This window comes from Aquisalimonas sp. 2447 (assembly GCF_012044895.1).
GTDB lineage: Bacteria > Pseudomonadota > Gammaproteobacteria > Nitrococcales > Aquisalimonadaceae > Aquisalimonas.
On sequence record NZ_CP050695.1, the window covers coordinates 993,099 to 1,015,676 of the forward strand.

The 22,578-nt window shown below is 65.5% G+C and carries 24 protein-coding genes; 15 read left to right on the forward strand and 9 right to left on the reverse strand.

Going from position 1 to position 22,578, the window contains the following annotated elements:
• Positions 1-16: 16 nt before the first annotated feature.
• The 8 genes from KU884_RS04595 to ccmA are packed head-to-tail and all read right to left on the reverse strand — an operon-like array spanning position 17 to position 5,871.
• A complete protein-coding gene (locus KU884_RS04595) occupies positions 17-526 on the reverse strand; it encodes a cytochrome c-type biogenesis protein (RefSeq protein ID WP_167781513.1) in 510 nt (169 codons plus the stop codon).
• Positions 523-1,053: a DsbE family thiol:disulfide interchange protein gene (locus KU884_RS04600; protein WP_167781514.1), complete on the reverse strand. Its 531-nt coding sequence runs from the start codon at positions 1,051-1,053 to the stop codon at positions 523-525. Before KU884_RS04600 ends, KU884_RS04595 begins: the two co-directional genes overlap by 4 nt.
• Entirely contained in the window at positions 1,053-3,056 is a 2,004-nt protein-coding gene (locus KU884_RS04605; RefSeq protein WP_167781515.1) for a heme lyase CcmF/NrfE family subunit, read from the reverse strand. The genes KU884_RS04600 and KU884_RS04605 overlap by 1 nt, the downstream gene beginning before the upstream one ends.
• Positions 3,057-3,059: 3 nt before the next feature.
• Complete coding sequence (gene ccmE / locus KU884_RS04610; RefSeq protein WP_167781516.1) at positions 3,060-3,509, reverse strand: cytochrome c maturation protein CcmE; 450 nt, start codon at positions 3,507-3,509, stop codon at positions 3,060-3,062.
• Positions 3,506-3,706, reverse strand: a complete 201-nt coding sequence (ccmD, locus tag KU884_RS04615) for a heme exporter protein CcmD (protein WP_167781517.1) — start codon at positions 3,704-3,706, stop codon at positions 3,506-3,508. Before ccmD ends, ccmE begins: the two co-directional genes overlap by 4 nt.
• Positions 3,706-4,500: a heme ABC transporter permease CcmC gene (gene ccmC, locus KU884_RS04620; RefSeq protein WP_167781518.1), complete on the reverse strand. Its 795-nt coding sequence runs from the start codon at positions 4,498-4,500 to the stop codon at positions 3,706-3,708. Before ccmC ends, ccmD begins: the two co-directional genes overlap by 1 nt.
• A gap of 28 nt (positions 4,501-4,528) precedes the next feature.
• Positions 4,529-5,197: a heme exporter protein CcmB gene (gene ccmB / locus KU884_RS04625; RefSeq protein ID WP_167781519.1), complete on the reverse strand. Its 669-nt coding sequence runs from the start codon at positions 5,195-5,197 to the stop codon at positions 4,529-4,531.
• A 5-nt stretch (positions 5,198-5,202) separates the two neighbouring features.
• The gene (ccmA, locus tag KU884_RS04630) at positions 5,203-5,871 is read right to left on the reverse strand and encodes a cytochrome c biogenesis heme-transporting ATPase CcmA (protein ID WP_167781520.1); all 669 of its coding nucleotides are present in this window, start codon (positions 5,869-5,871) and stop codon (positions 5,203-5,205) included.
• A 208-nt stretch (positions 5,872-6,079) separates the two neighbouring features.
• Here ccmA and KU884_RS04635 point away from each other — a divergent pair, with 208 nt between their 5' ends.
• Together KU884_RS04635 and KU884_RS04640 are read left to right on the forward strand one after the other, a co-directional pair.
• Positions 6,080-7,054, forward strand: a complete 975-nt coding sequence (locus KU884_RS04635; protein WP_167781521.1) for a ketopantoate reductase family protein — start codon at positions 6,080-6,082, stop codon at positions 7,052-7,054.
• Positions 7,047-8,198: an alpha/beta fold hydrolase gene (locus tag KU884_RS04640; protein ID WP_254432241.1), complete on the forward strand. Its 1,152-nt coding sequence runs from the start codon at positions 7,047-7,049 to the stop codon at positions 8,196-8,198. The genes KU884_RS04635 and KU884_RS04640 overlap by 8 nt, the downstream gene beginning before the upstream one ends.
• Here KU884_RS04640 and KU884_RS04645 read toward each other — a convergent pair.
• Positions 8,188-9,636, reverse strand: a complete 1,449-nt coding sequence (locus tag KU884_RS04645) for a PLP-dependent aminotransferase family protein (protein WP_167781522.1) — start codon at positions 9,634-9,636, stop codon at positions 8,188-8,190. The genes KU884_RS04640 and KU884_RS04645 overlap by 11 nt on opposite strands.
• A gap of 77 nt (positions 9,637-9,713) precedes the next feature.
• On the opposite strand from KU884_RS04645, the gene KU884_RS04650 reads away from it, so the two are divergent.
• From KU884_RS04650 to pnp, 13 genes are all read left to right on the forward strand, one after another.
• Complete coding sequence (locus KU884_RS04650; protein ID WP_167781523.1) at positions 9,714-10,325, forward strand: LysE family translocator; 612 nt, start codon at positions 9,714-9,716, stop codon at positions 10,323-10,325.
• A gap of 223 nt (positions 10,326-10,548) precedes the next feature.
• Positions 10,549-10,962 carry an alternative ribosome rescue aminoacyl-tRNA hydrolase ArfB gene (gene arfB / locus KU884_RS04655; RefSeq protein WP_167781524.1) on the forward strand — a complete coding sequence of 138 codons (414 nt, stop codon included), beginning with the start codon at positions 10,549-10,551 and terminating at the stop codon, positions 10,960-10,962.
• A gap of 22 nt (positions 10,963-10,984) precedes the next feature.
• Positions 10,985-11,395 (forward strand): HIT domain-containing protein, encoded by a 411-nt coding sequence (locus tag KU884_RS04660; protein WP_167781525.1) that lies wholly within the window; start codon positions 10,985-10,987, stop codon positions 11,393-11,395.
• 72 nt (positions 11,396-11,467) lie between these two features.
• A complete protein-coding gene (locus tag KU884_RS04665; RefSeq protein ID WP_167781526.1) occupies positions 11,468-12,124 on the forward strand; it encodes a DsbA family oxidoreductase in 657 nt (218 codons plus the stop codon).
• Positions 12,125-12,287: 163 nt separating this feature from the next.
• A complete protein-coding gene (locus tag KU884_RS04670) occupies positions 12,288-12,503 on the forward strand; it encodes a hypothetical protein (protein ID WP_167781527.1) in 216 nt (71 codons plus the stop codon).
• A 226-nt stretch (positions 12,504-12,729) separates the two neighbouring features.
• On the forward strand, positions 12,730-13,476 hold the full coding sequence (locus KU884_RS04675) for an MHYT domain-containing protein (RefSeq protein ID WP_167781528.1): 747 nt from the start codon (positions 12,730-12,732) through the stop codon (positions 13,474-13,476).
• Positions 13,477-13,788: 312 nt separating this feature from the next.
• Entirely contained in the window at positions 13,789-14,244 is a 456-nt protein-coding gene (gene rimP, locus KU884_RS04680) for a ribosome maturation factor RimP (protein WP_167781529.1), read from the forward strand.
• A gap of 45 nt (positions 14,245-14,289) precedes the next feature.
• Positions 14,290-15,792, forward strand: coding sequence for a transcription termination factor NusA (gene nusA, locus KU884_RS04685; protein ID WP_167781530.1), 1,503 nt, complete (start codon positions 14,290-14,292; stop codon positions 15,790-15,792).
• An 85-nt stretch (positions 15,793-15,877) separates the two neighbouring features.
• On the forward strand, positions 15,878-18,553 hold the full coding sequence (infB, locus tag KU884_RS04690; protein WP_167781531.1) for a translation initiation factor IF-2: 2,676 nt from the start codon (positions 15,878-15,880) through the stop codon (positions 18,551-18,553).
• A 16-nt stretch (positions 18,554-18,569) separates the two neighbouring features.
• Positions 18,570-18,947 (forward strand): 30S ribosome-binding factor RbfA, encoded by a 378-nt coding sequence (gene rbfA / locus KU884_RS04695; protein ID WP_167781532.1) that lies wholly within the window; start codon positions 18,570-18,572, stop codon positions 18,945-18,947.
• 12 nt (positions 18,948-18,959) lie between these two features.
• Positions 18,960-19,871 carry a tRNA pseudouridine(55) synthase TruB gene (gene truB / locus KU884_RS04700; RefSeq protein WP_167781533.1) on the forward strand — a complete coding sequence of 304 codons (912 nt, stop codon included), beginning with the start codon at positions 18,960-18,962 and terminating at the stop codon, positions 19,869-19,871.
• 101 nt (positions 19,872-19,972) lie between these two features.
• Positions 19,973-20,242 (forward strand): 30S ribosomal protein S15, encoded by a 270-nt coding sequence (gene rpsO, locus KU884_RS04705; RefSeq protein WP_167781534.1) that lies wholly within the window; start codon positions 19,973-19,975, stop codon positions 20,240-20,242.
• Between the two features lie 41 nt (positions 20,243-20,283).
• A complete protein-coding gene (pnp, locus tag KU884_RS04710; protein WP_167781535.1) occupies positions 20,284-22,383 on the forward strand; it encodes a polyribonucleotide nucleotidyltransferase in 2,100 nt (699 codons plus the stop codon).
• Positions 22,384-22,578 lie beyond the last annotated feature (195 nt).

Consider the following 22,578-nt stretch of genomic DNA (forward strand, 5'->3'; position numbering starts at 1 on the left):
CGCGGCAGGCGCTGAATCATTGCTCGTGTCCGTCATCGCGGAATCGCCGTACGGCGTCGCGTTGTTCGGGCGTGAGTTCCCGGCGCGTTGTGAGTCCCCGGCGATGCCGGACCACCGTGAACCAGATGCCGCCGCCAACTGCCAGCGCCAGGAACGGGCCGGTCCACAGCAGGACTGTGTTGGCCTGCATCGGCGGGCGGTAGCGCACGTAGTCGCCGTAGCGCTGCACCAGGAAATCGATGATCTCCTCTTCGCTGCGGCCCTCGGCGGTCATTTCGTAGACGCGCCGGCGCATATCGGCGGCCAGCGGCGCGTTGGATTCGTAGATGGTCTCGCTCTGGCACACGGTGCAGCGCAGCTCGCGCACCAGCCGGCTATACTGCCGCTCCTTGGCCTCGCTCTCGAATTCCACGGGTTCGCCCATGGCGACCGCGCCTGCGTTGCCGGCACCAAGGGCCAGCCCCGCGGCGAGGGCGGTGCCGAGAAGTGTCCGTAACCGAGCCGTCCGCATGTCCCGCCTTTTCATGTTTCCTCCTCGAGGCGTTCGATCAGCGGGATAATGTCATCCCGAACCACCTCGGCCGTCAGCGGCCCGATGTGCTTGTGGCGGATGGTGCCATCGGCGTCCAGCACATAGGTTTCCGGCGTGGCGTAGACGCCCCAGTCCATGCCCACGTCACCTTTGGGGTCGAAAGCGATGGTGCGGTAGGGATTGCCGCTCTGGCGCAGGTAGCCATTGGCGTCCTCGCGGGTGTCGCGGTAGTTGATCCCGTGGATGGTCACGCCCTGGTTGGCCAGACGGATCAGGTGAGGCTTCTCCGAGCGACAGGAGGTGCACCAGGAGGCCCAGACGTTGACCAGGGAGACGTCGCCGCTGAAGTCCTGTTCGGAAACGATGGTGTCCGGATCGTGCAGCGACTCCACGGCGAAGGCCGGCGCCGGCTTGCCCACCAGCGGCGAGGGCAGTTCCCGGGAGTCCAGCCCCAGACCGACGTAGAACAGGCTCAGCAGCGCCATCACCGCGATGAATGGCAGGGCGATACGTTTGATCATTACGGAGCCTCCTGCGCCGGCCGCGCATTCGGCACGGCGTACGCGGATTGTGTGGCACTGGCGCGCTCACGGGCCAGGCGGTAGCGGCGGTCGGTCGCCGCCAGGAACCCCCCGAAGGCCAGCAGCAGGCCGCCGGTCCACATCCAGAACATGTAGGGCTTGTAGTAGAGGCGCACCAGCCAGGCATCGCCCTGCAGGGGATCCCCCAGGGAGACGTAGACGTCCCGCAGCGGGCGCCGGTCCAGCGATGCCTGGATCATCGGCATTTCCCGCTGAGAGTCGTAGTTGCGCCGCTGGGGTTGTAGCACGGCCACCGGCTCGCCGTTCCGGGAGACGTAGATATCGGCCTCGTCGGCGGTGTAGTTGGGGCCACGCACCTGGCGCGACTCGCCCAGAGTGAAGGTGTAGCCACCGGCGGTGGCGGTGTCGCCCGGCCCCAGGCGCACGTCCCGTTCTACCTCGTAGGTGTTGACCATGGTGATGGCCATGACGATCAGGGCGAGGCCGATGTGGGCCAGGTGCATGCCGACGAAGCTTGGCCGCAGGGAGCGGACCATGGCCACGGCGCCCTGGTTGCGACGGCGACCCATGCGGTCGGCAATGTCCTTGACCGCCGTGAGTACGATCCAGGCCACCAGGCCCAGCCCCAGGGCCGTGAGCGGGTTCCAGGCGCCCATGGTGAGCGGCCAGACGGCGCCGATCAGGAAACTCGCCAGCAGCAGCCAGCGCAGCTGCCGCACCGTCTCCTCTGGCGAGGCCTGCTTCCAGGAGATCAGCGGGCCGACCCCCACCAGGAACAGCATGGGCATCATCAGCGGCATGAACACCGCGTCGAAATAGGGCGGCCCGACGGAGATCTTGCCCAGGTTGAAGGCATCCAGCGCCAACGGGTAGAGCGTGCCGATGAACACGGCGGTGCAGGCCACCACCAGCAGCACATTGTTGCCCAGCAGCAATGACTCCCGGGAGAACCAGCCGAAGCTGCCCCCCAGCCCGACTTTCGGTGCCCGCCAGGCGTAGAGGATCAGTGAACCGATGAGCGTGACGGCGAGCATGCCGAGGATGAAGATGCCGCGTTCCGGGTCGGTGGCGAAGGCGTGCACGGAGGTCAAGGTGCCCGAGCGCACCAGGAACGCGCCGAGGATGGTTAGCGCGAAGGTGATGATGGCGAGCATCAGCGTCCACACCTTGAAGCCGCCGCGCTTCTCGGTGACCGCCAGGGAGTGGAGCAGTGCCGTGGCGGTGAGCCAGGGCATGAACGAGGCGTTCTCCACCGGGTCCCAGAACCACCAGCCGCCCCAGCCGAGTTCATAGTAGGCCCACCAGGAGCCCACGCCGACTCCCAGGGTCAGGAATGCCCAGGCGACGATGGTCCAGGGGCGCGACCAGCGCGCCCAGGCGGCATCCAGCCGACCGCCGATCAGTGCCGCGATGGCGAAGGAGAAGGCCACGGCCATGCCCACATAGCCCATGTACAGCAGTGGCGGATGGGCGATCATGCCCGGGTCCTGCAGCAGCGGGTTGAGATCGGCGCCGTCTGCCGGGGCGGGAATGAGCCGGTCGAAGGGGTTGGAGGTCAGTGCGGTGAATGCCAGGAAACCCACCGACACCATGCCCATCACCGCCAGCACCCGGGCCAGCATCTCCCGGGGCAGCGCCTTGCTGAAGATCGCCACGGCCACGCCCCAGCCGGCCAGCAGCCACATCCACAGCAGCAGCGAACCCTCATGGCCGCCCCAGACCGCCGTCACCTTGTAGATCAACGGCAGCGCCTGGTTGGAATTCCGTGCCACGTACTCCACCGAGAAGTCGCTGACCACGAAGGCCCAGGTGAGCGCGGCGTAGGAGAGCGTGAGGAATACAAACTGTCCCAGCGCCAGGGAGCGCCCGGTGCGCATCAGTCGGTCGTTGCCGGTGTAGGCCCCGAGCAGCGGCAGGACGGACTGTGCCAGCGCCAGGCACAGCGCGAGGATCAGGGCAAAGTTCCCGAGTTCGGCAAGCATGGATCAGTACCCCTCCCCGGCATCCGGCGGATGGCCGGCGCGTTCGATGGCCTCCTGCGCCTCGGCAGGCATGTACTCCTCGTCATGGCGGGCCATGACCTTGTTGGCGTGGAACGTCCCGCTGGAATCGATGCGGCCCTCGGCAACCACGCCCTGTCCCTCGCGGAACAGGTCCGGAAGAATGCCGCTATAGGTCACGACTACGCTCTTGTCCGTGTCCGTGACGTGGAACACCACGTCGGCGGAGTTCTGGTCGCGTTCCACCGATCCCTGTTCCACCAGGCCGCCAATGCGGAAATTGCGCTCCGGCATGTCGCTCATGGCCATGACTTCGGACGGCGTCACGAAGAAAACCATGCTGTCGCGCATGGCATTGAGGACCAGTGCGGTGGCAATGGCAAGGCCTGCCAGTGCTCCGAGTATGATGGTCAGGCGCTTGTGTCGCTTCTTCATGATTCCGAACCTGTCGATGAATGCCGGACTGTGGTTGAGCGCCGGGCCCGCCATGCGAGTCGCGTCCACACTCGCTGCCGGCGGCGGGCGAGCAGCGCTGCTTCCAGCAGGAGCAGCAGGGCGAAGGCGCCGTAGGAGCCCCAGACGTAGGGGCCGTGGCCGCCCATGGCGATGAAATCCCCGATACCATCCCACATCAGTGGCGCCTCCCCGTTGGCATCGCGACGCCCGGCGCCGCCGGTGGTGCCTCGTCCGTGAACACTGCTTGAGTCCACTCGGTGCCGTCTTCGCGCTCCAGCAGTTCGGTCTGTGCCCGGCGCAATGTCACCGCCGCGCAGTAGGCCCAGCATGCGCCGGTGCCCAGCAGCAGCGCGGCGAGCATGGAAGGCGCCATGGAGGCCCCGCCACTGGGGCTGATGGACATGCCCTGGTGCAGCGTGTGCCACCACTCCACCGAGAAGTAGATGATCGGGACGTTGATCACGCCGATCAGGGCCAGAAGAGCGGCAGCCCGTGCGCCTTTTTCCCGGTCGTCAATGGCGGCATAGAGCGCCATGTAGCCCAGGAACAGGAACAGCAGCAGCAGTGTCGAGGTCAGCCGCGCATCCCAGACCCAGTAGGTGCCCCAGGTGGGCGCGCCCCACAACGCGCCGGTCCACAGGGACAGGGCGGTCATGAGCGCGCCGGTGGGTGCCAGGCTGCGGGCCATGACGTCGGCCATCTTGATGCGCCAGGCGAGGAAGATCACCGAGTACACCGCCATGAGCGCGTACAGGAACATGCCCATCCAGGCCGTGGGCACGTGGATGAACATGATGCGGTAGCTGTTGCCCTGCTGGTAGTCCGGGGGAGCCACGAAGAAACCGACGTATAACCCGGCCACCGCCAGCAACGCGGCCACTGCCCAGATCAACGGTACCAGCCGTTGCACCAGCCAGTAGAAATTGCGTGGCACGGTGAAGTACAGCCACGGGATGGGGCGGCGGTTCATTGGGCACTCCTCGTGTGCATGGTGCCTCTCAATCCAGTGCAATCCGCAGGGCGCCGGCGACGGCCAGTGGCGCCAGTGGCAGGGCCAGCGCCAGCAGTGCCCCCAGCAGTGACAGGTGCGGCCCCGGGCCGGCGGCATGCATGGCTTCGCTCACCGCGCCGGAGCCGAGAATCAGCACCGGCACATACAACGGCAGAATCAGCAGTGCCATGAGCGCGCCACCGGCGCGCACCCCCAGAGTCAGCGCCGCACCGGTGGCACCCAGCAGGCTGAGCACCGGGGTGCCCAGCGCCAGGGAGAGTGGCAGGACGAGCAGTGTCATGCCATCCAGACCCAGGGCGTAGCCCATGAGGGGCGACAGCACCACCAGGGGCAGGCCCAGTGCCAGCCAGTGCGCCATGATCTTGGTCAGCGCCACCATTGCCAAGGGTGCAGGCCCCAGGGCCAGCTGTTCCAGCGTGCCATCGCGCCAGTCGTCGGCGAACAGGCGGTCCAGCGAAATCAGGCTCGCCAGGGCAGCCGCGATCCATACCCCTCCCGGCGCCAGCGCCCGCAGGGTCTCCGGCTCCGGCCCGACGGACAGCGGCAGCAGGGTGGTGACGATGAGAAAGAACGCGATGATGGTCATCACGTCCTGCCGCCGCAGGACCAGCAGGGTGATGTCGCGTTTCAGCAGAGTCCATAGTGACCGCCCCATCTATCTCAGCCCAGGTCCAGCATTCGGGCCTGGCGCAGCCCCTGAATCGACTGGTGGCTGGTGCAGATCACCATACCGCCACCCTCCAGGTGCTCGTTGATCTGCTTTGCCATCCACGCGACTGCATCCGTATCCAGGGCCGCGAGCGGTTCGTCCAGTACCCACAGCGTGGCCTGGCTGACCAGCAACCGCGCCAGGGCAGCGCGCCGGCGTTGGCCCTGGGACAGGTAGCGCACCGGTGTGTCGACGCGCTCCCCGAGTCCGGAGGCCTCCAGGGCGTCCAGTAGCCGGTCCTCATCAGCGTTGCCCATGCCACGCAGGCCCAGGTGGAGCTGCAGGTTCTCCAGCGGCGTGAGCTCCTCCTTGAGGGCATCCCTGTGCCCGATGTACAGCAGTGCCATGCGTCGGGCGTCATCCATGGTGCGAATGCTGTCGCCGTGGAACCGGATCTCGCCGGAGGCCGGTTCAGTGAGCCCGCAGATGGCGCGCAGCAGTGTTGTCTTGCCCTGGCCGTTGCGGCCGCGAACGAACAGCAGTTCACCGGCGGTCAGCTCGAAATCCAAGGGTGCGAACAGCGTGGCACCACCGCGCCGGCAGGCTACGCCCCGGACCTGCAGCGCCGGAAATTGCCCGGCCGTCGGGGTGGCGCTGGTTTGTGCTGTCCCTGGCGCCATGTGCTGTGGTCCTCATCTGGAGTAGTGGAAGCGTGGCAGAAGCTCACCGACGCCGGCCAATCTCGTGATGCAGCGTAACCCGAGCGTGGTAGGCGATGATTTGATCTTCGTCAACCTCGGGCTCATCAGCTGTCGCGGCAACGGGAAAGCTGCGATCATCTTGCGGCGACGCGGCGCTGTTGTGGGTGGATCGCGGGAGGTTGCTGGCATGCGAATGGCCGTCATTGGTGCTGGTGGCGTCGGAGGATATTACGGCGCGCGCTGGCTTGCAGCAGGTAATCCGGTCACGTTCGTGGCGCGGGGAGGCCACCTGGAGCAATTGCGGGAGCAAGGATTGCGGGTGGAGCACCCGGAGTTTCACTACCGGCACAGGGTCGACGCCACCGACCTGGCCGCCCTCTGCGCCGGCGATCCGGCGGAGTTCGATCTGTTGGTGCTGGCGGTGAAATCTGCTGCCACACGGGACGTCGCGGCGACGCTGCACGACTGGTTCCAGCGCTACGGTCGGCGTGTCCCGGTGTTGTCCATGCAGAACGGCGTCGACAACGAAGGAGAACTGGCTGCCGTGCTGGGGCAGGATGCCGTGATCGGCGGGCTTGCCCTGCGTGTCGGTACCCACGTGGAGGCGCCGGGCCGGATCACGGCCACCGGGGCCGGGCAGGTTGTGACCGGGCCCTGGCCGAATCGGGAAGAGGCCGTTGCCGGGCCGGCAACGGACATCCTGCCGACCTTCGTGCAGACGGCGAACGCGGCCGGTACACCGGTGATCGAGACCAGTGACATTCGCCGTGAGCTGTGGCGCAAGCTGGTCATCAATAACGGCCTCAACCCGATCTCGGCGCTCACCGGCTGGGACAGTCGCCGCCTGACGCGCAATCCGGAGATGGTGGTGACAATCCGGCGGCTCATGCACGAGGCGGCCGCTGCGGCCCGGGCGGATCGGGTGACGCTGGACGGAGCCGACGTGGACGAGATGTTTCAGCTTATTCATGACCTGGACCCGATCAAGACCTCCATGTTGGTAGACCGTGAGCACGGGCGGCCCATGGAACTGGACGCGATCTGTGGCGCGGTCATGGCGCGGCTGCGACAGCTGGGCGAGGACGCCCCCGCCACAGAACTGCTTGCCGGACTGCTGCGCAACGGTATCTGGTCGACGGAGCCCGACCGTGACGATGCATGAGGGCGATCCCGGTGCCCAGGGGATGCCAGCGGCGTTGCTGCCGCGGGGCATCCGTTCGCGCATGGTCGACAATGGCCATGGGCTGCGCATGCACCTGCTGGAGGCCGGGAAGCCGGGCGCCGAGCGGGGCTGCATCGTGTTGTTGCACGGCTTCCCGGAGCTCGCCTTCACCTGGCGCAAGGTGATGCCGCCGCTGGCGGCGGAAGGGTTCCATGTCATCGCTCCGGACCAGCGCGGCTATGGCTGGACCACCGGCTGGGACGATCGCTATGACGGGGATCTGCGGCAGTACTATGTGCTAGCGCTGGCGCGCGACGTGATCGGGTTGGTACAGGCCCTGGGGCATACCGCGGTGACTGCCGTTGTCGGCCACGACATGGGGGCAACTGTGGCGGCCTACTGCGGCCTGGCAAGGCCGGATCTGTTCCGCTCCGTCGCCCTGATGAGCGCGCCATTTGCCGGGCCGCCGCCGTTTCCGCCGGTGGAGGGGCGTACCGCTCCCGCCGGCGAGGACCTGGATGAATCGCTGGCGGCACTGACGCCGCCCCGGAAGCACTACCAGGCCTACTACCGCGGCCGCGAGGCCGCGGCGGACATGCTCCATTGTCCCCAGGGTGTGCACGCCTTCCTGCGCGCCTATTTCCACCACAAGAGTGCCGACTGGCCCGGCAACCGGCCGGAGCCATTGCCGTCGTCACGGGCCGCGGATCTGGCGCGGATGCCCACCTACTACATCATGGAGCGGGACAAGGGCATGGCCGCCACGGCTGCCGCGGAAATGCCGACGCAGCAGCAGATCGCCGCCTGTGGATGGCTTCCAGACGAGGAGCTTGCCGTGTATTCACGGGCGTTCGAGCACACCGGATTCCAGGGTGGTCTGCAGTGGTACCGGGCGTTCGCCGCGGTGGAGAACCGTCGGGAGTTGCAGCTGTTCGCCGGCAGCACGCTGGATGTGCCGTCGTGTTTTATCGCCGGACGGCAGGACTGGGGCGTCTACCAGATGCCGGGCCGGTTCAAGCGCATGCAGGAGCGCGTGTGTACACGCATGCAGGCTGTCCACCTGGTCGATGGTGCCGGGCACTGGGTGCAGCAGGAGGCGCCGGAGGTGGTGTCGGCGCGGCTACTGGCATTCGTTACAGGGTGACGGGCGTGGCAGGTTGGCCCGCCAGCGTGTCGCGGACAATCTCCAGGCCTTGCCTGACCGCGTCCCGCGATGCCGGCGCCGACAGCGCCAGCCGGACCGCTTCCGGGGCCGGGTGGCGGCCCACCGCGAAGGGCTCGCCGGTCTTGATCTGGACGCCGCGGCTCGCGCAGGCCTCTGCCAGTTCCTGGGCACGCCAGGGCTTGGGGAGTTCAAGCCACAGGTTGAAACCGTAGGTGCGGGCGCGGAACTGAAGGCCCGCGAGAACCTCGGCCGCCAGCGCCTGGCGCGCGCCCAGCTCCTGGCGTTGCCAGCTTGCAAGCTCGTCGGCCAGACCGGATTCGATCCAGCGGCACGCCAGCTCAGCGTTCAGCGATGGTGCCATCCAGCAGTGACCACGCAGCGCGTCTGCCAGCGCCGGGCAGAGTCGACGGGGAGCCCGCAGAAGGCCCACGCGAAGCCCGCCCGCGAGTATTTTCGAGCAACTGGTGATGTAGAGCACGTGGTCCGGCGCCATGTCCACGAGATTGGGCGGGCGCTCGCCGCCGGCCACCAGATGGACGTCGTCCTCGATGACGGTGACCCCGTGGTGTCTGGCCACATGCAGGAGGTCCTGCCGGCGCGTCTCTCCCATGCAAGCCGTGGTTGGGTTGTCCTGGTTGGGCATGCAGTAGGCGGCCCGCACGCTGCGCTGCCTGCACAGCTCGGCCAGTGACGCCGGCACGATGCCCTGGTCATCCGTGGCCAGCGGCAGCAGTTCCAGCTGCTGTTGCCGCGCCGCCGCCAGCATGCCTGGGTAGGTCAGCCCGGCCGCGGCGACGGCATCGCCGGGGCGCGTGAGTACCTGCAGCGACAGGTGCAGCGCATGCAGCCCGCCCACGGTCAGCAGGAGCTCCCCGGCCTTCAGTGCCACGCCCCAATCTTCCCTGAGCCAGGTCGCCAGCGTCTCGCGATGCCGTTGCAGTCCCGGCTCGGGCTGGTAGGAGAGGGTGTCGCGGAGCGCCAGGGGATCGTCGGCCAGGCGTCGAAGCGCGTCCGCCAGCATCGCCTCCCGGTGGGCCGGCACCGGGAAGGCGAGACCGAAGTCGATGGTGCTGGCATCCGCGTCCGCGGCCGGGATGCTGAAGTCCGTAAGCCCGCCGCCGGAGGGGCTCTCGCCGAGTACGTAGGTGCCGCTGCCGACACGCCCTGTCACCAGTCCGCGCCGCTCGGCTTCGCCGTATCCGCGGGTGACCGTGCCCACCGTCACGCCGAGAGCGTCGGCCAGGTGGCGATGGGGCGGAAGTTTGGCATCCGGCGGCAGGGTGCCGTCGGCAACGGCATCCGCAATGGCAGCGGCGATGGCGCGGTATCGCGGGCCCGGATATCCGTCCAGTTCTGGTGTCCAGAATGTCATGGTGACAAAAAAATCATTGCATTCGGTGTCTTCGAATTTAACCATTAAAGTCACTGAAAATAAACATTTTTATACGATGTTTGGCGTATATTGTATCCATACAATAGCAATTGGACGTTTTTATGGGTGAACTCGACTTTCAGGGATTCTTCCTGCCGGTGATGCTCTTCGCCTTCGTCATGTCCGCGACGCCGGGACCGAACAACATCATGCTGACGGCTTCGGGCGCCAACTACGGCTTCCGGCGCACGTTGCCGCACATGTTCGGGATCTCCTGCGGCTTTCTTGCGCTCATCGCCACTGTGGCGGCCGGGTTGGGGGCGTTATTCGTGGCCTATCCGCCGTTGCAGACCACACTGCGGGTGGTGGGCAGCGCCTACCTGTTGTATCTGGCCTGGCGTATTGCCACTGCCAACCCGGAGGGTCATGGTGGTGGCGAAGGCAAGCCCATCACGTTCCTGGAGGCGGCGGGTTTTCAGTTCGCCAATCCCAAGGCCTGGATCATGGCCATCTCCGCAGTGAGTGCCTTCACCCTTAGTGGTGACGCCTACGTGGTGTCTGCGGTTGCCGTGGCGCTGACCTGCTCCCTGGTGAATCTGCCTTCCATCGGCATGTGGGCGGCATTCGGGACGGCCATCGGCTGGTTGCTGCGTTCCGCGAACGCCTGGCGAAGGTTCAATCACGCCATGGGCGGGCTCACCGCCGCATGCGTGCTGTTGATCGTGCTGGACTGAAGCCCACAACTACGGTCGGTGGTACCTGTAGTGATCCGACCGCCCCGTTGAATGCCCCGCGTCCGTGTGCAACAACCCAAAGTGGGAGCCGATCTGATCTGGGCCACGTTGGGCGGGAGAGCTATCGGGATCGTGGTTCATGGCATCAGCATATGGCCGGCCATGATGCGCTATGCTGGCTGCCGATCCACCAGCAATGTGCCGTCGCCGGGGTGATGTCCCGATGTTGCGTATCTCGAATAGTGTTGAACTGCCCGATGGGGAGATCGAGACCACCCAGGTCCGTGCCCAGGGAGCGGGCGGTCAGAACGTGAACAAGGTATCCTCGGCGGTCCACCTGCGTTTTGATGTGCGCGGTTCCAGCCTGCCCGCGAGCTACAAGGATCGTCTGCTGGCGCGGCGCGACCAGCGCATCACCAGGGACGGTGTGGTGGTTATCAAGGCGCAGCAATATCGCACTCTGGAACAGAATCGCGAGGACGCCCTGGAGCGGTTGCGGGTGTTGATTGAGGATGCGGTTCGGCCCGTGAAGGCGCGTCGACCGACGCGACCCACCCGTGGCGCAAAGAAACGCCGTATCGAGGAGAAGAAACAGCGGGGGCGCACCAAGGCCCTGCGCGGGAAGCCAGTGGACTAGCGTCTCACGCCGGGGGAGGGTCATGCCGGAATCGTTCAGTATTCATCCGCAACTCCGGGGAGACTGCCACTGGTTGCTGGCGCTGGAGTGCAGTGAGCTGCTGCTCCACCGTGATGCTGCCGTGCCCTGGTTCATTCTGGTACCCCGCGTGGAAGCCGGGGAACTTCACGAACTGGAATACCCCATTCGCCACCGGCTTGCCGACGAAGCGGATGCCGTGGCGCGTTTCGTGTCAACGTGGTTTCGTTGTGACCGCATCAATCAGGCGAGCATCGGTAATCTCGTCCCGCAGTTGCACCTGCATGTTATCGGTCGCCACCGGGGCGACGCCTGCTGGCCGGGCGTGGTCTGGGGGCGTCTGCAGACCGACGAACGTTACGACGACGATCGCCTCGCCGCCATCGTGACAGCCGTGCGCGCCTGGCACTGCTGACACCGTCCTTCAGCGTGTAACTGCTGGCCCCGTCGTGGACACTGCCGGGTCGCATGGGCGTAGTATGAGCGCATGAAAAAACTGGATATCGATATCGTCTCCGATGTGGCCTGCCCCTGGTGCGCCATTGGCTACAAGCGCCTGGAACAGGCCATGGCGGAGCTGGACGGAGAGATCGCGCTCTCCCTGCGCTGGCGACCGTTCCAGCTGAATCCTGAGATGCCGCCGGAAGGCGAGCCCATTCTCGAGCACCTCACCCGCAAATACGGGCGTAGCGCCCAGGAGATGGAGGCGGCGCAGCAACAGATCGTGGACGCCGCGCACGAGCTGGGGCTGAACTTCGCCGGAGCCCACCAGCGGCGCGCTCATAACACCTTCGATGCCCACCGTCTGCTGGCGTGGGCCGGACAGCACGACCGGCAGACCGAGCTCAGCCTTGCCCTGTTCGAGGCGTACTTCGGCCATGCCCTGAACCCGTCGGATCCCGCTGTGCTTCGGCAAGCGGCGGAGCAGGCCGGTTTGCCACGGGACGAGGCCGCGAGGGTGCTTGCCGACGGCGATTATGACGAGGAGGTACGCCGGGAGGAGGACTACTACAAGCGAGCCGGCATATCCGGCGTTCCGGGATTCGTCATCCAGGGGCAGTACCTGGTGTCCGGAGCGCAGGAGCCGGCGGTACTCGTGGGCGCCCTGCGCGAGATCGTCGGGGAGCGGGGCGCTCACGCCTGAGTTCCAGTGGTTCGTGTTCTGTAACTCTCCGGAATCGTTCAGTGTTCCCTGATCGGTGAGCTATACTGATCCAGGGACTGCCTTCCTGTGCGGGCGGGCCCAGAGTCAGTATCCGTCAACCAACGGCAACCAGGGTCGGTTGATGACGGCCCGGGAGGTCACAATGGTGAAAGCAGTCACCGCTGTCTATCCCACCGTTGGCGCCGCCGAGAATGTCTTCGATGAACTCGTCGCCGACGGTTTCGAGCAGGAAAAGCTTTTTCTTGATCGGGACCACATGCAGGTCAAGGTTATGATCCCGGAAGCCAGCTATCGGGAGGTGGAGGAAGTGCTTGGGCGCCACGGACCCAGCGACCTTTGGTCCACGCAGGTGCAATAGATGCATCCTGGATGCATGCTTGTACAGTCCCGATGCATTAGTTTGTGCATGGTTTCACAGATCCATTTCCTTTGACCCCGGACACTGACCGACACGCGACGTCAACGTACGCGCGTCGGTCAGTGTCCGGGGTCGTCCTGTCACCCCCTCAGGCCGCTTTCGGTTTTCCTGCAGACGTGTTCCTGGGGCCCAGTGGCGCCGCAGGCGGTTCGATTGGAGGTGGTGCATGTCGGAAATGCTGTCCGAGTTTCATCTGGGGTTGGTGGCCCTGTCTTATGGGCTGTCGATGCTCGGTGCGCTCACGGGACTGCTGGTCTCGCGCAACATCCCGACCGAGGCGGGAGGGATCCGCATCGGCTGGTTGCTGCTTTCTGCGGTGGTGCTTGGCTTTTTCGCTGTATGGTCCATGCACTTCGTTGGCATGGTGGCGTATCAGCCGGGCATTGCCATTACTTACGATACCCTGATCACGGTGCTGTCCGTGGTGCCGCCGGTGATCGCCTTCGCCGTCGGTCTCTGGGTGGCCTATACCTGGGCGCAATCGAAGATCGCCCTCGGGATTGCCGGTGCGGGCATGGGGCTCGGGATCGCCGGCATGCACTACCTGGGCATGGCTGGCATGCGTATGGCCGCCGACATGCACATGGCCCAGGGGCCGCTGGTGGCATCGGTGATGATCGGCATGGTGGCCTCGGCGGCGGCGCTGTACTTCATCCGGGATACCCGGGGTGCCCTGCGGTATCTGAGCGCGCCAATCATGGGGCTGGCGGTGTGTGCCCTGCACTACACCGGCATGTACGGCGTCACCCTGGCGCCGAACGAGGCGACGGTCCGCTACTTCGAGGGCGCCGTGACAGGGCCGCAGATGGTGATGTTGATCATTGCCTCGGCCACCGCGTTGACCGTTGTCTCCCTGGGGCTCGCCTGGTGGGCAGACGAGCGACGCACACAGGCACTGATACGGACGGGCTGAGCTGCCATCGAGGCACGGCCGCCACCCGCTGAGGGCGGCGGTTTTGCTTGACCGCACGGTGACTTGAGGTGTATCTTCCCGGCCTCGAAACGTCGCGGATCGACGGGTATGAGGCCCGCTCGCGGCTCGAGCGACGTTACCTCGGTAAAGACAAACTTTAAGGGGCCGGCATCGGCCTTTTTTTGTCGGCGGGGCGCCTGCCGTGTTCCGGGGGCGGAGTACGCAACCCAGCGGGTGGTGCGCGAACGTTGGCACCGCTCGCTGAGAGACGGATGGGCCTCGGGGCCCATTTTTTATTTGTATGGACGGAACATGGACGGAATCCACGACAAGCTGACGGCCATGGCCGAGCCCGCGGTGACGTCCCTGGGGTATGAACTGGTGGGTTTGGAGTACCGGCCCAACAAGAGCGAAGGTCTACTGCGGATTTACATTGATTCCGCCGCCGGTGTCACGCTGGAAGATTGCGAGCTCGTGTCCCACCAGATCAGTGGTCTGCTGGATGTGGAAGATCCGATTCAGGGCGCCTATCGGCTTGAGATTTCCTCGCCGGGGCTGGATCGGCCGCTGTTCAAGGCCGCGGATTTCGAGCGCTTCGCCGGTGTCGAAGCAAGAATAAGGCTGACCGGCCTGTGGGACGGGCGGCGTAAGTTTCGGGGCATCCTGCGCGGCGTGCAGGATGGCCATGTACTGATCGAGGAAGAGGGTGCCGAGTACGCGGTGCCGCTCGACCGTATCGACAGGGCAAATCTGGTTCCGGATGTCTGACAACCCGGCGGGCGGATGCCGTCCGCCGGGCGTGGAGTCGCAAGCATGAGCAAAGAGGTTCTGCTGGTCGTTGAGGCCATGTCCAACGAGAAGGGCGTCGATCGCGACGTCATTGTCGAAGCCGTTGAGGCGGCCCTGGCCTCCGCCACGAAGAAGCGCCATCCCGGCGAGATCGACGTGCGTGTGGACGTGGATCGCCGCTCGGGCGAGTACAGCACCTTCCGCCGCTGGCAGGTGGTGGAGGACGATGCCGAAGTGGAGTATCCGGACCAGGTGATTCGCCTGTCCGAAGCGCAGCAGCGGGATCCCTCGCTGCAGGTGGGCGACTTCGTCGAGGAACCCATGGAATCGGTGGCCTTCGGGCGCATCGCCGCGCAAACGGCCAAGCAGGTCATCGTGCAGAAGGTCCGCGAGGCTGAGCGGGCCAAGGTGGTGGAGGCCTACCAGGACCGGGTCGGCGAGTTGCTCACCGGCGTGGTCAAGAAGGCCGAGCGCGGCAATGTGATCATGGATCTGGGCAGTAATGCCGAGGCGTTGATCCCCCGCGAGGAGATGATCCCGCGAGAAGCTTTCCGTGCCGGCGACCGCGTGCGTGGTTACCTCAAGGAGGTGCGCCCGGATGCCCGCGGTCCGCAGTTGTTCGTCTCGCGCACTGCGCCGCAGTTCCTCATCGAGCTCTTCGAGTTGGAGGTGCCGGAAGTCGGGCAGGAGCTGATCGACATCCTCGGCGCCGCCCGCGACCCGGGCCTGCGCGCCAAGATCGCGGTGCGCTCCAACGACCCGCGCATCGATCCGGTGGGCGCCTGCGTCGGCATGCGCGGCTCGCGGGTCCAGGCGGTGTCCAACGAACTCTCCGGCGAGCGTATCGACATCATCCTCTGGGACGAGAATCCCGCGCAGTTCGTGATCAACGCCATGGCGCCGGCGGAAGTTCAGTCCATCGTCGTGGATGAGGACTCCGGCAGCATGGACGTGGCCGTGGCGGATGACCAGCTCTCCCAGGCCATCGGTCGCGGCGGTCAGAACGTGCGCCTGGCCAGTGAACTCACTGGCTGGGAGCTCAACGTCATGACCAGCGAGGACGCCCAGGCCAAGAGCCAGGAAGAGGCGCAAAAGGTGCTGGACACGTTTATCGAGACCCTCGGTGTGGATGAAGAGGTGGCCGGTATCCTGGTGCAGGAGGGTTTCTCCAGCATCGAGGAGGTGGCCTACGTGCCCGCCTCGGAAATGCTGGAAATGGAGGAATTCGACGAGGATATCGTCGAGGAACTGCGCTCCAGGGCCCGCGATGCTCTGCTGACCCAGATGATCGCGTCCGGGAGCGACGGCAGCAGCGAACCCAGCGATGACCTGCTGACCATGGAGGGCATGGACGACGACCTGGCGCGGCAGCTTGCCGGAGCCGGTGTGGCCACCATGGAGGAACTGGCGGAACAGGCGGTGGATGACGTGGTCGATGCCACCGGTATAGATGCCGAGCGCGCGGCGGCACTCATCATGAAGGCTCGCGAACCGTGGTTCGCCGAGCAGGAGCAGAAGGAATCCTGATCCGTGGTGTGGGCGCCAGCAGCGCCCTGCGCGGGGAGCGGCCGCAGGCCGTCGTGATCGATGACCAGGATTCGGGGAGAAACGCATGTCGGAAGTGACAGTCAAGCAATTTGCGGAAACGGTCGGTACACCGGTGGAGCGGCTGCTGTCGCAGCTCAGCGAGGCAGGTGTCGAGGTGACCGATGCGGAGTCCGTGCTCACGGATGACGACAAGGCGGCCCTGCTGACCTATCTGCAAAAATCCCGCGGCGGCGGCGAACCGGAGGAGTCCGGTCCACGCAAGGTGACGCTGCGCCGCAAGAGTACCAGTCAGATCAAGCTTCCGACCGGCGGTGGCGGTGCGCGTGGCGCCCGTGGCAGTGCCGGTTCGCGGACCGTGAACGTGGAAGTGCGCAAGAAACGCACCTACGTCAAGCGCGAGGATATCGAAGCCCAGCGTGAGCGCCTCGAGGCGGAGCAGCGCGAGGCCGAGGAGGCGCGTCAAGCTGAAGAGGAGCGCGCGCAGCGCGAAGCCGAGGAGCAGGCCGTAGCTGCGACGCAGAAGCCGACCGTTGAGGAAACCGCTGAGGAAACAGTGGCGCCTGCATCCACGGCGGCCGAAGAGATGACCACCGGCGAAGCAACTGAAGCCGGCGCTGAGGCAGCAGAGCCGGAATCGGCTGGCGCAGCTCCCGAACAGCAGGGCGAGGATGCCGAAGCGGCGCCCGCGGGAGAAGCTCCCGCCGATCCTGCGCCCAAGGAGGAGCCGCCGGTGGCCGATCCCGCGACCCTGGAAGCCGAGTCCACAAGCTCAGCCAAGCGCAAGAAGGCCAAGGCCAAGGAGCGCACCCGGGACGATGACGAGGACAAGGGGCGCAAGGGCAAGGGGCGCAAGGGCCGCGAGGGGCGTGACGAGTTGCATGTGTCCCCGGGGCGCTCCGCCGGCAAGCGTGGCAAGCGCAAGGAGCGTGGCAGCGGAGCCGCCAGCTCGTTGCAACACGGTTTCGAGAAGCCCACCGCACCGGTGGTGCGCGAGGTGGAAATCCCGGAGTCCATCACCGTCGGTGAACTGGCCCAGCGCATGAGTGTCAAGGCGCCGGTGCTTATCAAGGAGATGATGAAGCAGGGCGTGATGGCCACCATCAACCAGGCGGTGGATCAGGAAACCGCCGTGCTGCTGGTGGAAGAACTGGGCCACAAGCCCCGCATCGTCAACGAGTACGCCCTGGAGGAAGAGGTGGTCAGCGAGGCTGCCGAGCCCGAGGGCGAGAAGCGGCCACGGCCGCCGGTGGTCACCATCATGGGCCACGTGGACCATGGCAAGACCTCGGTGCTGGACTTCATCCGTCGCGCCAAGGTGGCCGATTCCGAGGCAGGCGGGATTACTCAGCACATCGGTGCCTATCACGCCACCACGGAACGCGGCACCGTGACCTTTCTGGATACCCCGGGGCACCAGGCATTCACCGCCATGCGCGCCCGTGGCGCTCAGCTCACCGATGTGGTGGTGCTGGTGGTGGCCGCCGACGACGGGGTCATGCCGCAGACCGAGGAGGCGATCAAGCACGCACGCGAGGCTGGCGTCCCCATCGTTGTCGCAGTGAACAAGATGGACAAGGCGGATGCGGATCCGGACCGGGTCAAGCAGGAACTCTCCAAGTACGAGGTCATCTCCGAGGAGTGGGGTGGCGATACCCAGTTCGTCCACGTCTCTGCCAAAACCGGTGAGGGCCTGGAAGAACTTCTGGAAGCCATTATCCTGCAGGCCGAGTTGCTGGAGTTGCAGGCGGTGGTGGATTGCGCAGCCACCGGCATCGTGGTCGAGTCCAGCCTGGACAAGGGCCGCGGCCCGGTGGCCACGGTACTGGTCCAGAACGGCGAACTGCACAAGGGGGACGTCATTCTCTCGGGAGTGGAGTATGGCCGCGTGCGCGCCATGCTCGACGAGAACGGCCGCCAGGTGGACAAGGCCGGACCGTCCATTCCGGTGGTGGTGCTGGGGCTGTCCGGCCTGCCCAACTCCGGCGATGATGTCATGGTGCTGAAAGACGAGCGCAAGGCCCGGGAAGTGGCCGAAATGCGCCAGGAGCGTCAGCGCGAGAAGCGGCTTCAGCAGCAGAAGGCCGCGCGCATGGACGAGCTCTTCAGCCAGATGAAGTCCGACGAAGTCAATCAGGTCAACATCCTGCTGAAGGCGGACGTGCAGGGCAGCGCCGAAGCGCTGAGCCAGTCGCTGACCGATCTCTCCAACGACGAGGTCAAGGTCCACGTGATCCAGACCGGCGTTGGCGGCATCAACGAATCCGACGTGAACCTGGCCATCGCCTCCAGTGCCATTCTGATCGGCTTCAACGTCCGCGCCGACGCAGCGGCGCGCAAGCTGATCCGTGAACACGAAGTGGATGTGCACTACTACAGCGTCATCTACGAGGCCATCGACGAGGTCAAGAAGGCCATCAGCGGCATGCTTGAGCCGGAGGTCAAGGAAGAGATTATCGGTCTTGCCGCGGTGCAGGACGTGTTCAAATCCTCCAAGCTGGGGGCCATTGCCGGCTGCCTTGTGGAGGAAGGCGTGGTGCGTCGCCGCTGCCCGATCCGCGTGCTGCGGGACAACGTGGTGATCTACGAAGGTCAGCTGGAGTCGTTGCGCCGCTACAAGGACGACGTCAGCGAAGTCCGCTCCGGCACCGAATGTGGTATCGGGGTGAAGAACTACAACGACGTCAAGGTGGGCGACCAGATCGAGTGCTTCGAGCGCTACGAGGTGGCTCGCTCGCTGTGAGGCGGACGGGATAGACATGGCGAAGGAAACTCCCCGTACCCGGCGTGTTGCAGAGCAGCTCCAGCGAGAGCTGGCGGAAACCATCCGCGATGAAATCCGGGATCCCCGCGTGGGCTCGGTGACCGTCTCCGGCGTCCAGGTTGGACGAGACCTGGCGCACGCGAAGGTGTACATGACCGTGCTGGGCGCCGATGCCGCCGCCAGTGAGGAGGCGGCATCGGTGCTGAACAATGCCGCGGGTTTCCTGCGCCGGGAGCTGGCGCGCAGGGTGCGGCTGCGGACCGTTCCAGCCATGAGGTTCATCCGCGACCCGTCCTTTGATCGCGGCGCCCATCTGACCAATCTCATCGATCGCGCGGTGGACGAAGACGCCGAGCGTGGCAACAACGAGTGACACCGGACACCCGTGGCAGCACGACATCAGCGACGCAAGGTGAACGGCATTCTGCTGCTGGACAAGCCCGCCGGCGGCACGTCCAACAAGGTGCTGCAACGCGTGAAGTGGCTGTTCAGCGCCCGCAAGGCCGGGCATACCGGCAGCCTGGACCCCCTGGCCACCGGTCTCCTGCCGCTGTGTTTCGGTGAGGCCACCAAGATTTCCGGTTTCCTGCTGGATGCGGACAAGCACTACCGCGTGCGCTGCCGGCTCGGGCAGACCACCAACACCGCGGATGCCGAGGGCGAACTCCTGCGTGAGCGCCCGGTGCCGGCACTGGACGAAGCCACTGTCGGAGACGTGCTGCAGCGTTTTCTGGGTGAGCAGGAACAGGTACCGCCCATGTACTCGGCGGTGAAGCATCACGGCGAGCGCCTCTACCGCATCGCCCGTCGCGGTGAAGAGGTCGAGCGCAAGGCCCGTCGGATCCGGGTTCGGGCCCTGGCGCTGGTCGAGCTCGGACAGGCAGAGCTCACCCTGGACGTACACTGCTCCAAGGGCACCTATGTGCGCACGCTGGCAGAGGAGATCGGCGAGGCTCTGGGGTGCGGTGCCCATGTGACGGTGCTGCGCCGTACTGGCCTCGGCCCCTTCACCGGCCAGCCAATGGTGACCATGGAACAGGTCGAGGCCGCCGCAGAACAGGGCTTCGGTGCGCTGGACGAACTGCTGCTGCCATCTGAAACCGGGCTGGTAGACTGGCCCAGGGTCACTCTGGACGCCGACAGTGCCCACTTTCTGCGTCTCGGCCAGGCGGTGTTCGTGCCCCGGGCGCCGGACGCGGAGTGGCTGCGGCTGTTCGGACCGGACGGTTTTCTGGGTATGGGCGTGATGCTGGATGACGGCCGGGTGGCGCCGCGGCGGCTCATGGCCGTAAATTAGGAAAATTCCGGGAGTCAGGCGTGTTTAGCTTGTCGCCCCGCAGGTGCGCCGCTACAATAGCGGCCCTTCAGGAAAGTGGACGGAATACCAGGAGTCATTTGATGTCGCTGACGGCCGAAAAGAAATCGGAGATCGTGAACGAGCACAAGCGCTCGGAAGGGGATACCGGTTCCCCGGAAGTCCAGATCGCGCTGCTTACTCACCGCATCGCCCACCTCACCCAGCACTTCGCGGATCACAAGCAGGATCACCACTCCCGCCGGGGTCTGCTGAAGCTGGTGAACCAGCGTCGCAAGCTGCTCGACTATCTGAATCGTAAGGATCGCGAGCGCTATCAGGCGATCGTGGCCAAGCTCGGTCTGCGCAAGTAAGGCGCCGGCGCCATTTTCCCGCAGGCAGAGGATCAGTCGCTGTGGAATCAGTAAAGAAGTCTTTCCAGTACGGCGAACACACGGTCTCCCTTGAAACCGGTGCCATTGCCCGGCAGGCCACTGGCGCGGTGCTGGTGAATATGGCCGATACCGTGGTCCTGGTGACCGTGGTGAGCAAGAACGAGTCCGGCGCGCAGCGGGACTTCCTGCCGCTCACGGTGAACTACCAGGAACGCACCTACGCCGCCGGCAAGATCCCGGGCGGTTTCTTCAAGCGCGAGGGGCGCCCCTCCGAGAAGGAAACGCTTACCTGCCGCCTGATCGATCGGCCGATCCGTCCACTCTTTCCCGAAGGGTTCTACAACGAGGTGCAGGTGATCGCCACGGTGATCTCCATGAACCCGGACGTGGACCCGGACATTCCGGCCCTGATCGGCACCTCTGCGGCCCTGGCCATCTCCGGGATTCCCTTCGACGGCCCGATCGGCGCGGCACGCGTCGGCTACAAGGATGGCGAATACCTGCTTAACCCCGGCTTCTCCAGCCTGGAAGAGTCGGACCTGGACCTCGTGGTCGCCGGCACCAAGGATGCCGTGCTGATGGTCGAGTCCGAAGCCAGTGAGCTGCCCGAGAAGGTCATGCTTGACGCCGTACTGTTCGGGCACGAGCAGATGCAGAAGGCCATCAGCTGCATCAACGAGCTGGCCGCCGAAGCCGGCAAACCGCGCTGGGACTGGCAGCCGGCACCCAAGGACGAAACGCTGGCCGAGAAGGTCAGGACGCAGTTCGAGGCCCCGTTGCGCGAAGCCTACAGCGTCGCCGAGAAGACGGAGCGCAATGAAAAGGTCAACGCCCTGCGGGACCAGGCCGTCGACGCCTTTGCCTCGGAAGACGAGGAAGGTGGCCCGACGAAGCAGGACGTGGTCGGTGCCTTCAAGGGCATCGAGAAGAAGATCGTGCGCGGGCGCATCATCGAAGGACAGCCCCGCATCGATGGTCGAGACAACCAGACGGTGCGGTCCATCGACATCGAGGTGGGGACGCTGCCGCGCACCCACGGCTCGTCCATCTTCACCCGTGGCGAAACCCAGGCCGTGGTGGTCACCACCCTGGGCACCGGTCGGGACGCGCAGATCGTCGATGCCATCGAAGGCGAGCGCAAAGAGCCCTTCATGCTGCACTACAACTTCCCGCCTTACTGCGTTGGCGAGACCGGCTTCATGGGTGGGCCCAAGCGCCGCGAAATCGGTCACGGCAAGTTGGCCAAGCGGGGCGTGCAGGCGGTGATGCCGTCCGCCGAAGAGTGCCCCTACGTCATTCGCGTGGTGTCCGAGATCACCGAGTCCAACGGCTCCAGTTCCATGGCCACCGTGTGTGGTACCAGCCTGTCGCTGATGGATGCCGGTGTGCCGGTGAAAGCGCCGGTGGCAGGTATTGCCATGGGCCTGATCAAGGAAGGCGATGACTTCGCAGTGCTCTCGGACATCCTTGGTGACGAGGATCACCTGGGCGACATGGATTTCAAGGTGGCCGGCACCGACAATGGTGTCACTGCCTTGCAGATGGACATCAAGATCAACGGCATCACCCGCGAGATCATGGAGAAGGCCCTGGAGCAGGCGAACAGCGGCCGGATGCACATCCTGGGCGAGATGAAAAAGGTGATCGGCGAGCCGCGTTCGGACATGTCCGAATATGCGCCACGTCTGCTCACCATGCGTATCGATCCCGAGCGCATCCGGGACGTCATCGGCAAGGGCGGCTCCACCATCCGCCAGCTCACCGAGGAGACCGGTGCCAACATCGACATCTCCGACGAGGGCGTGGTGACCATTGCCTCGGTGGACAAGGCCGCCGGCGAGGAGGCCAAGCGGCGCGTCGAGGAACTGACTTCCGACATCGAAGTGGGGAAGGTCTACGAAGGTCGTGTGGTCAAACTCATGGATTTCGGCGCCTTCGTCAGCATCCTGCCGGGCAAGGACGGCCTGGTGCACATCTCCCAGATCTCCAACGAGCGCGTGACCCAGGTGTCCGACGAGCTCAGCGAGGGGGATGTGGTCAAGGTCAAGGTGCTGGAAGTCGATCGCCAGGGGCGTGTGCGCTTGAGCATGAAAGCGGTGGACGAAGCCGACGCCGGCTGACGCTGAACACCGCCGTAGATCCCCGAGACCCCGCCGCCGGCGGGGTTTTTTGTGGTCACGTCTCGCCGCAACGGCCGTGTTGCGCGGCCCCGGTGCCGGGCGTACCATCGGAAATGCTTTGGTGTCGGGCTTCCCTGATTTCCCAGAGTGGTAACGCGGTGCCCCGGTGCCGTGATTCGTGATTATGTGATGCAG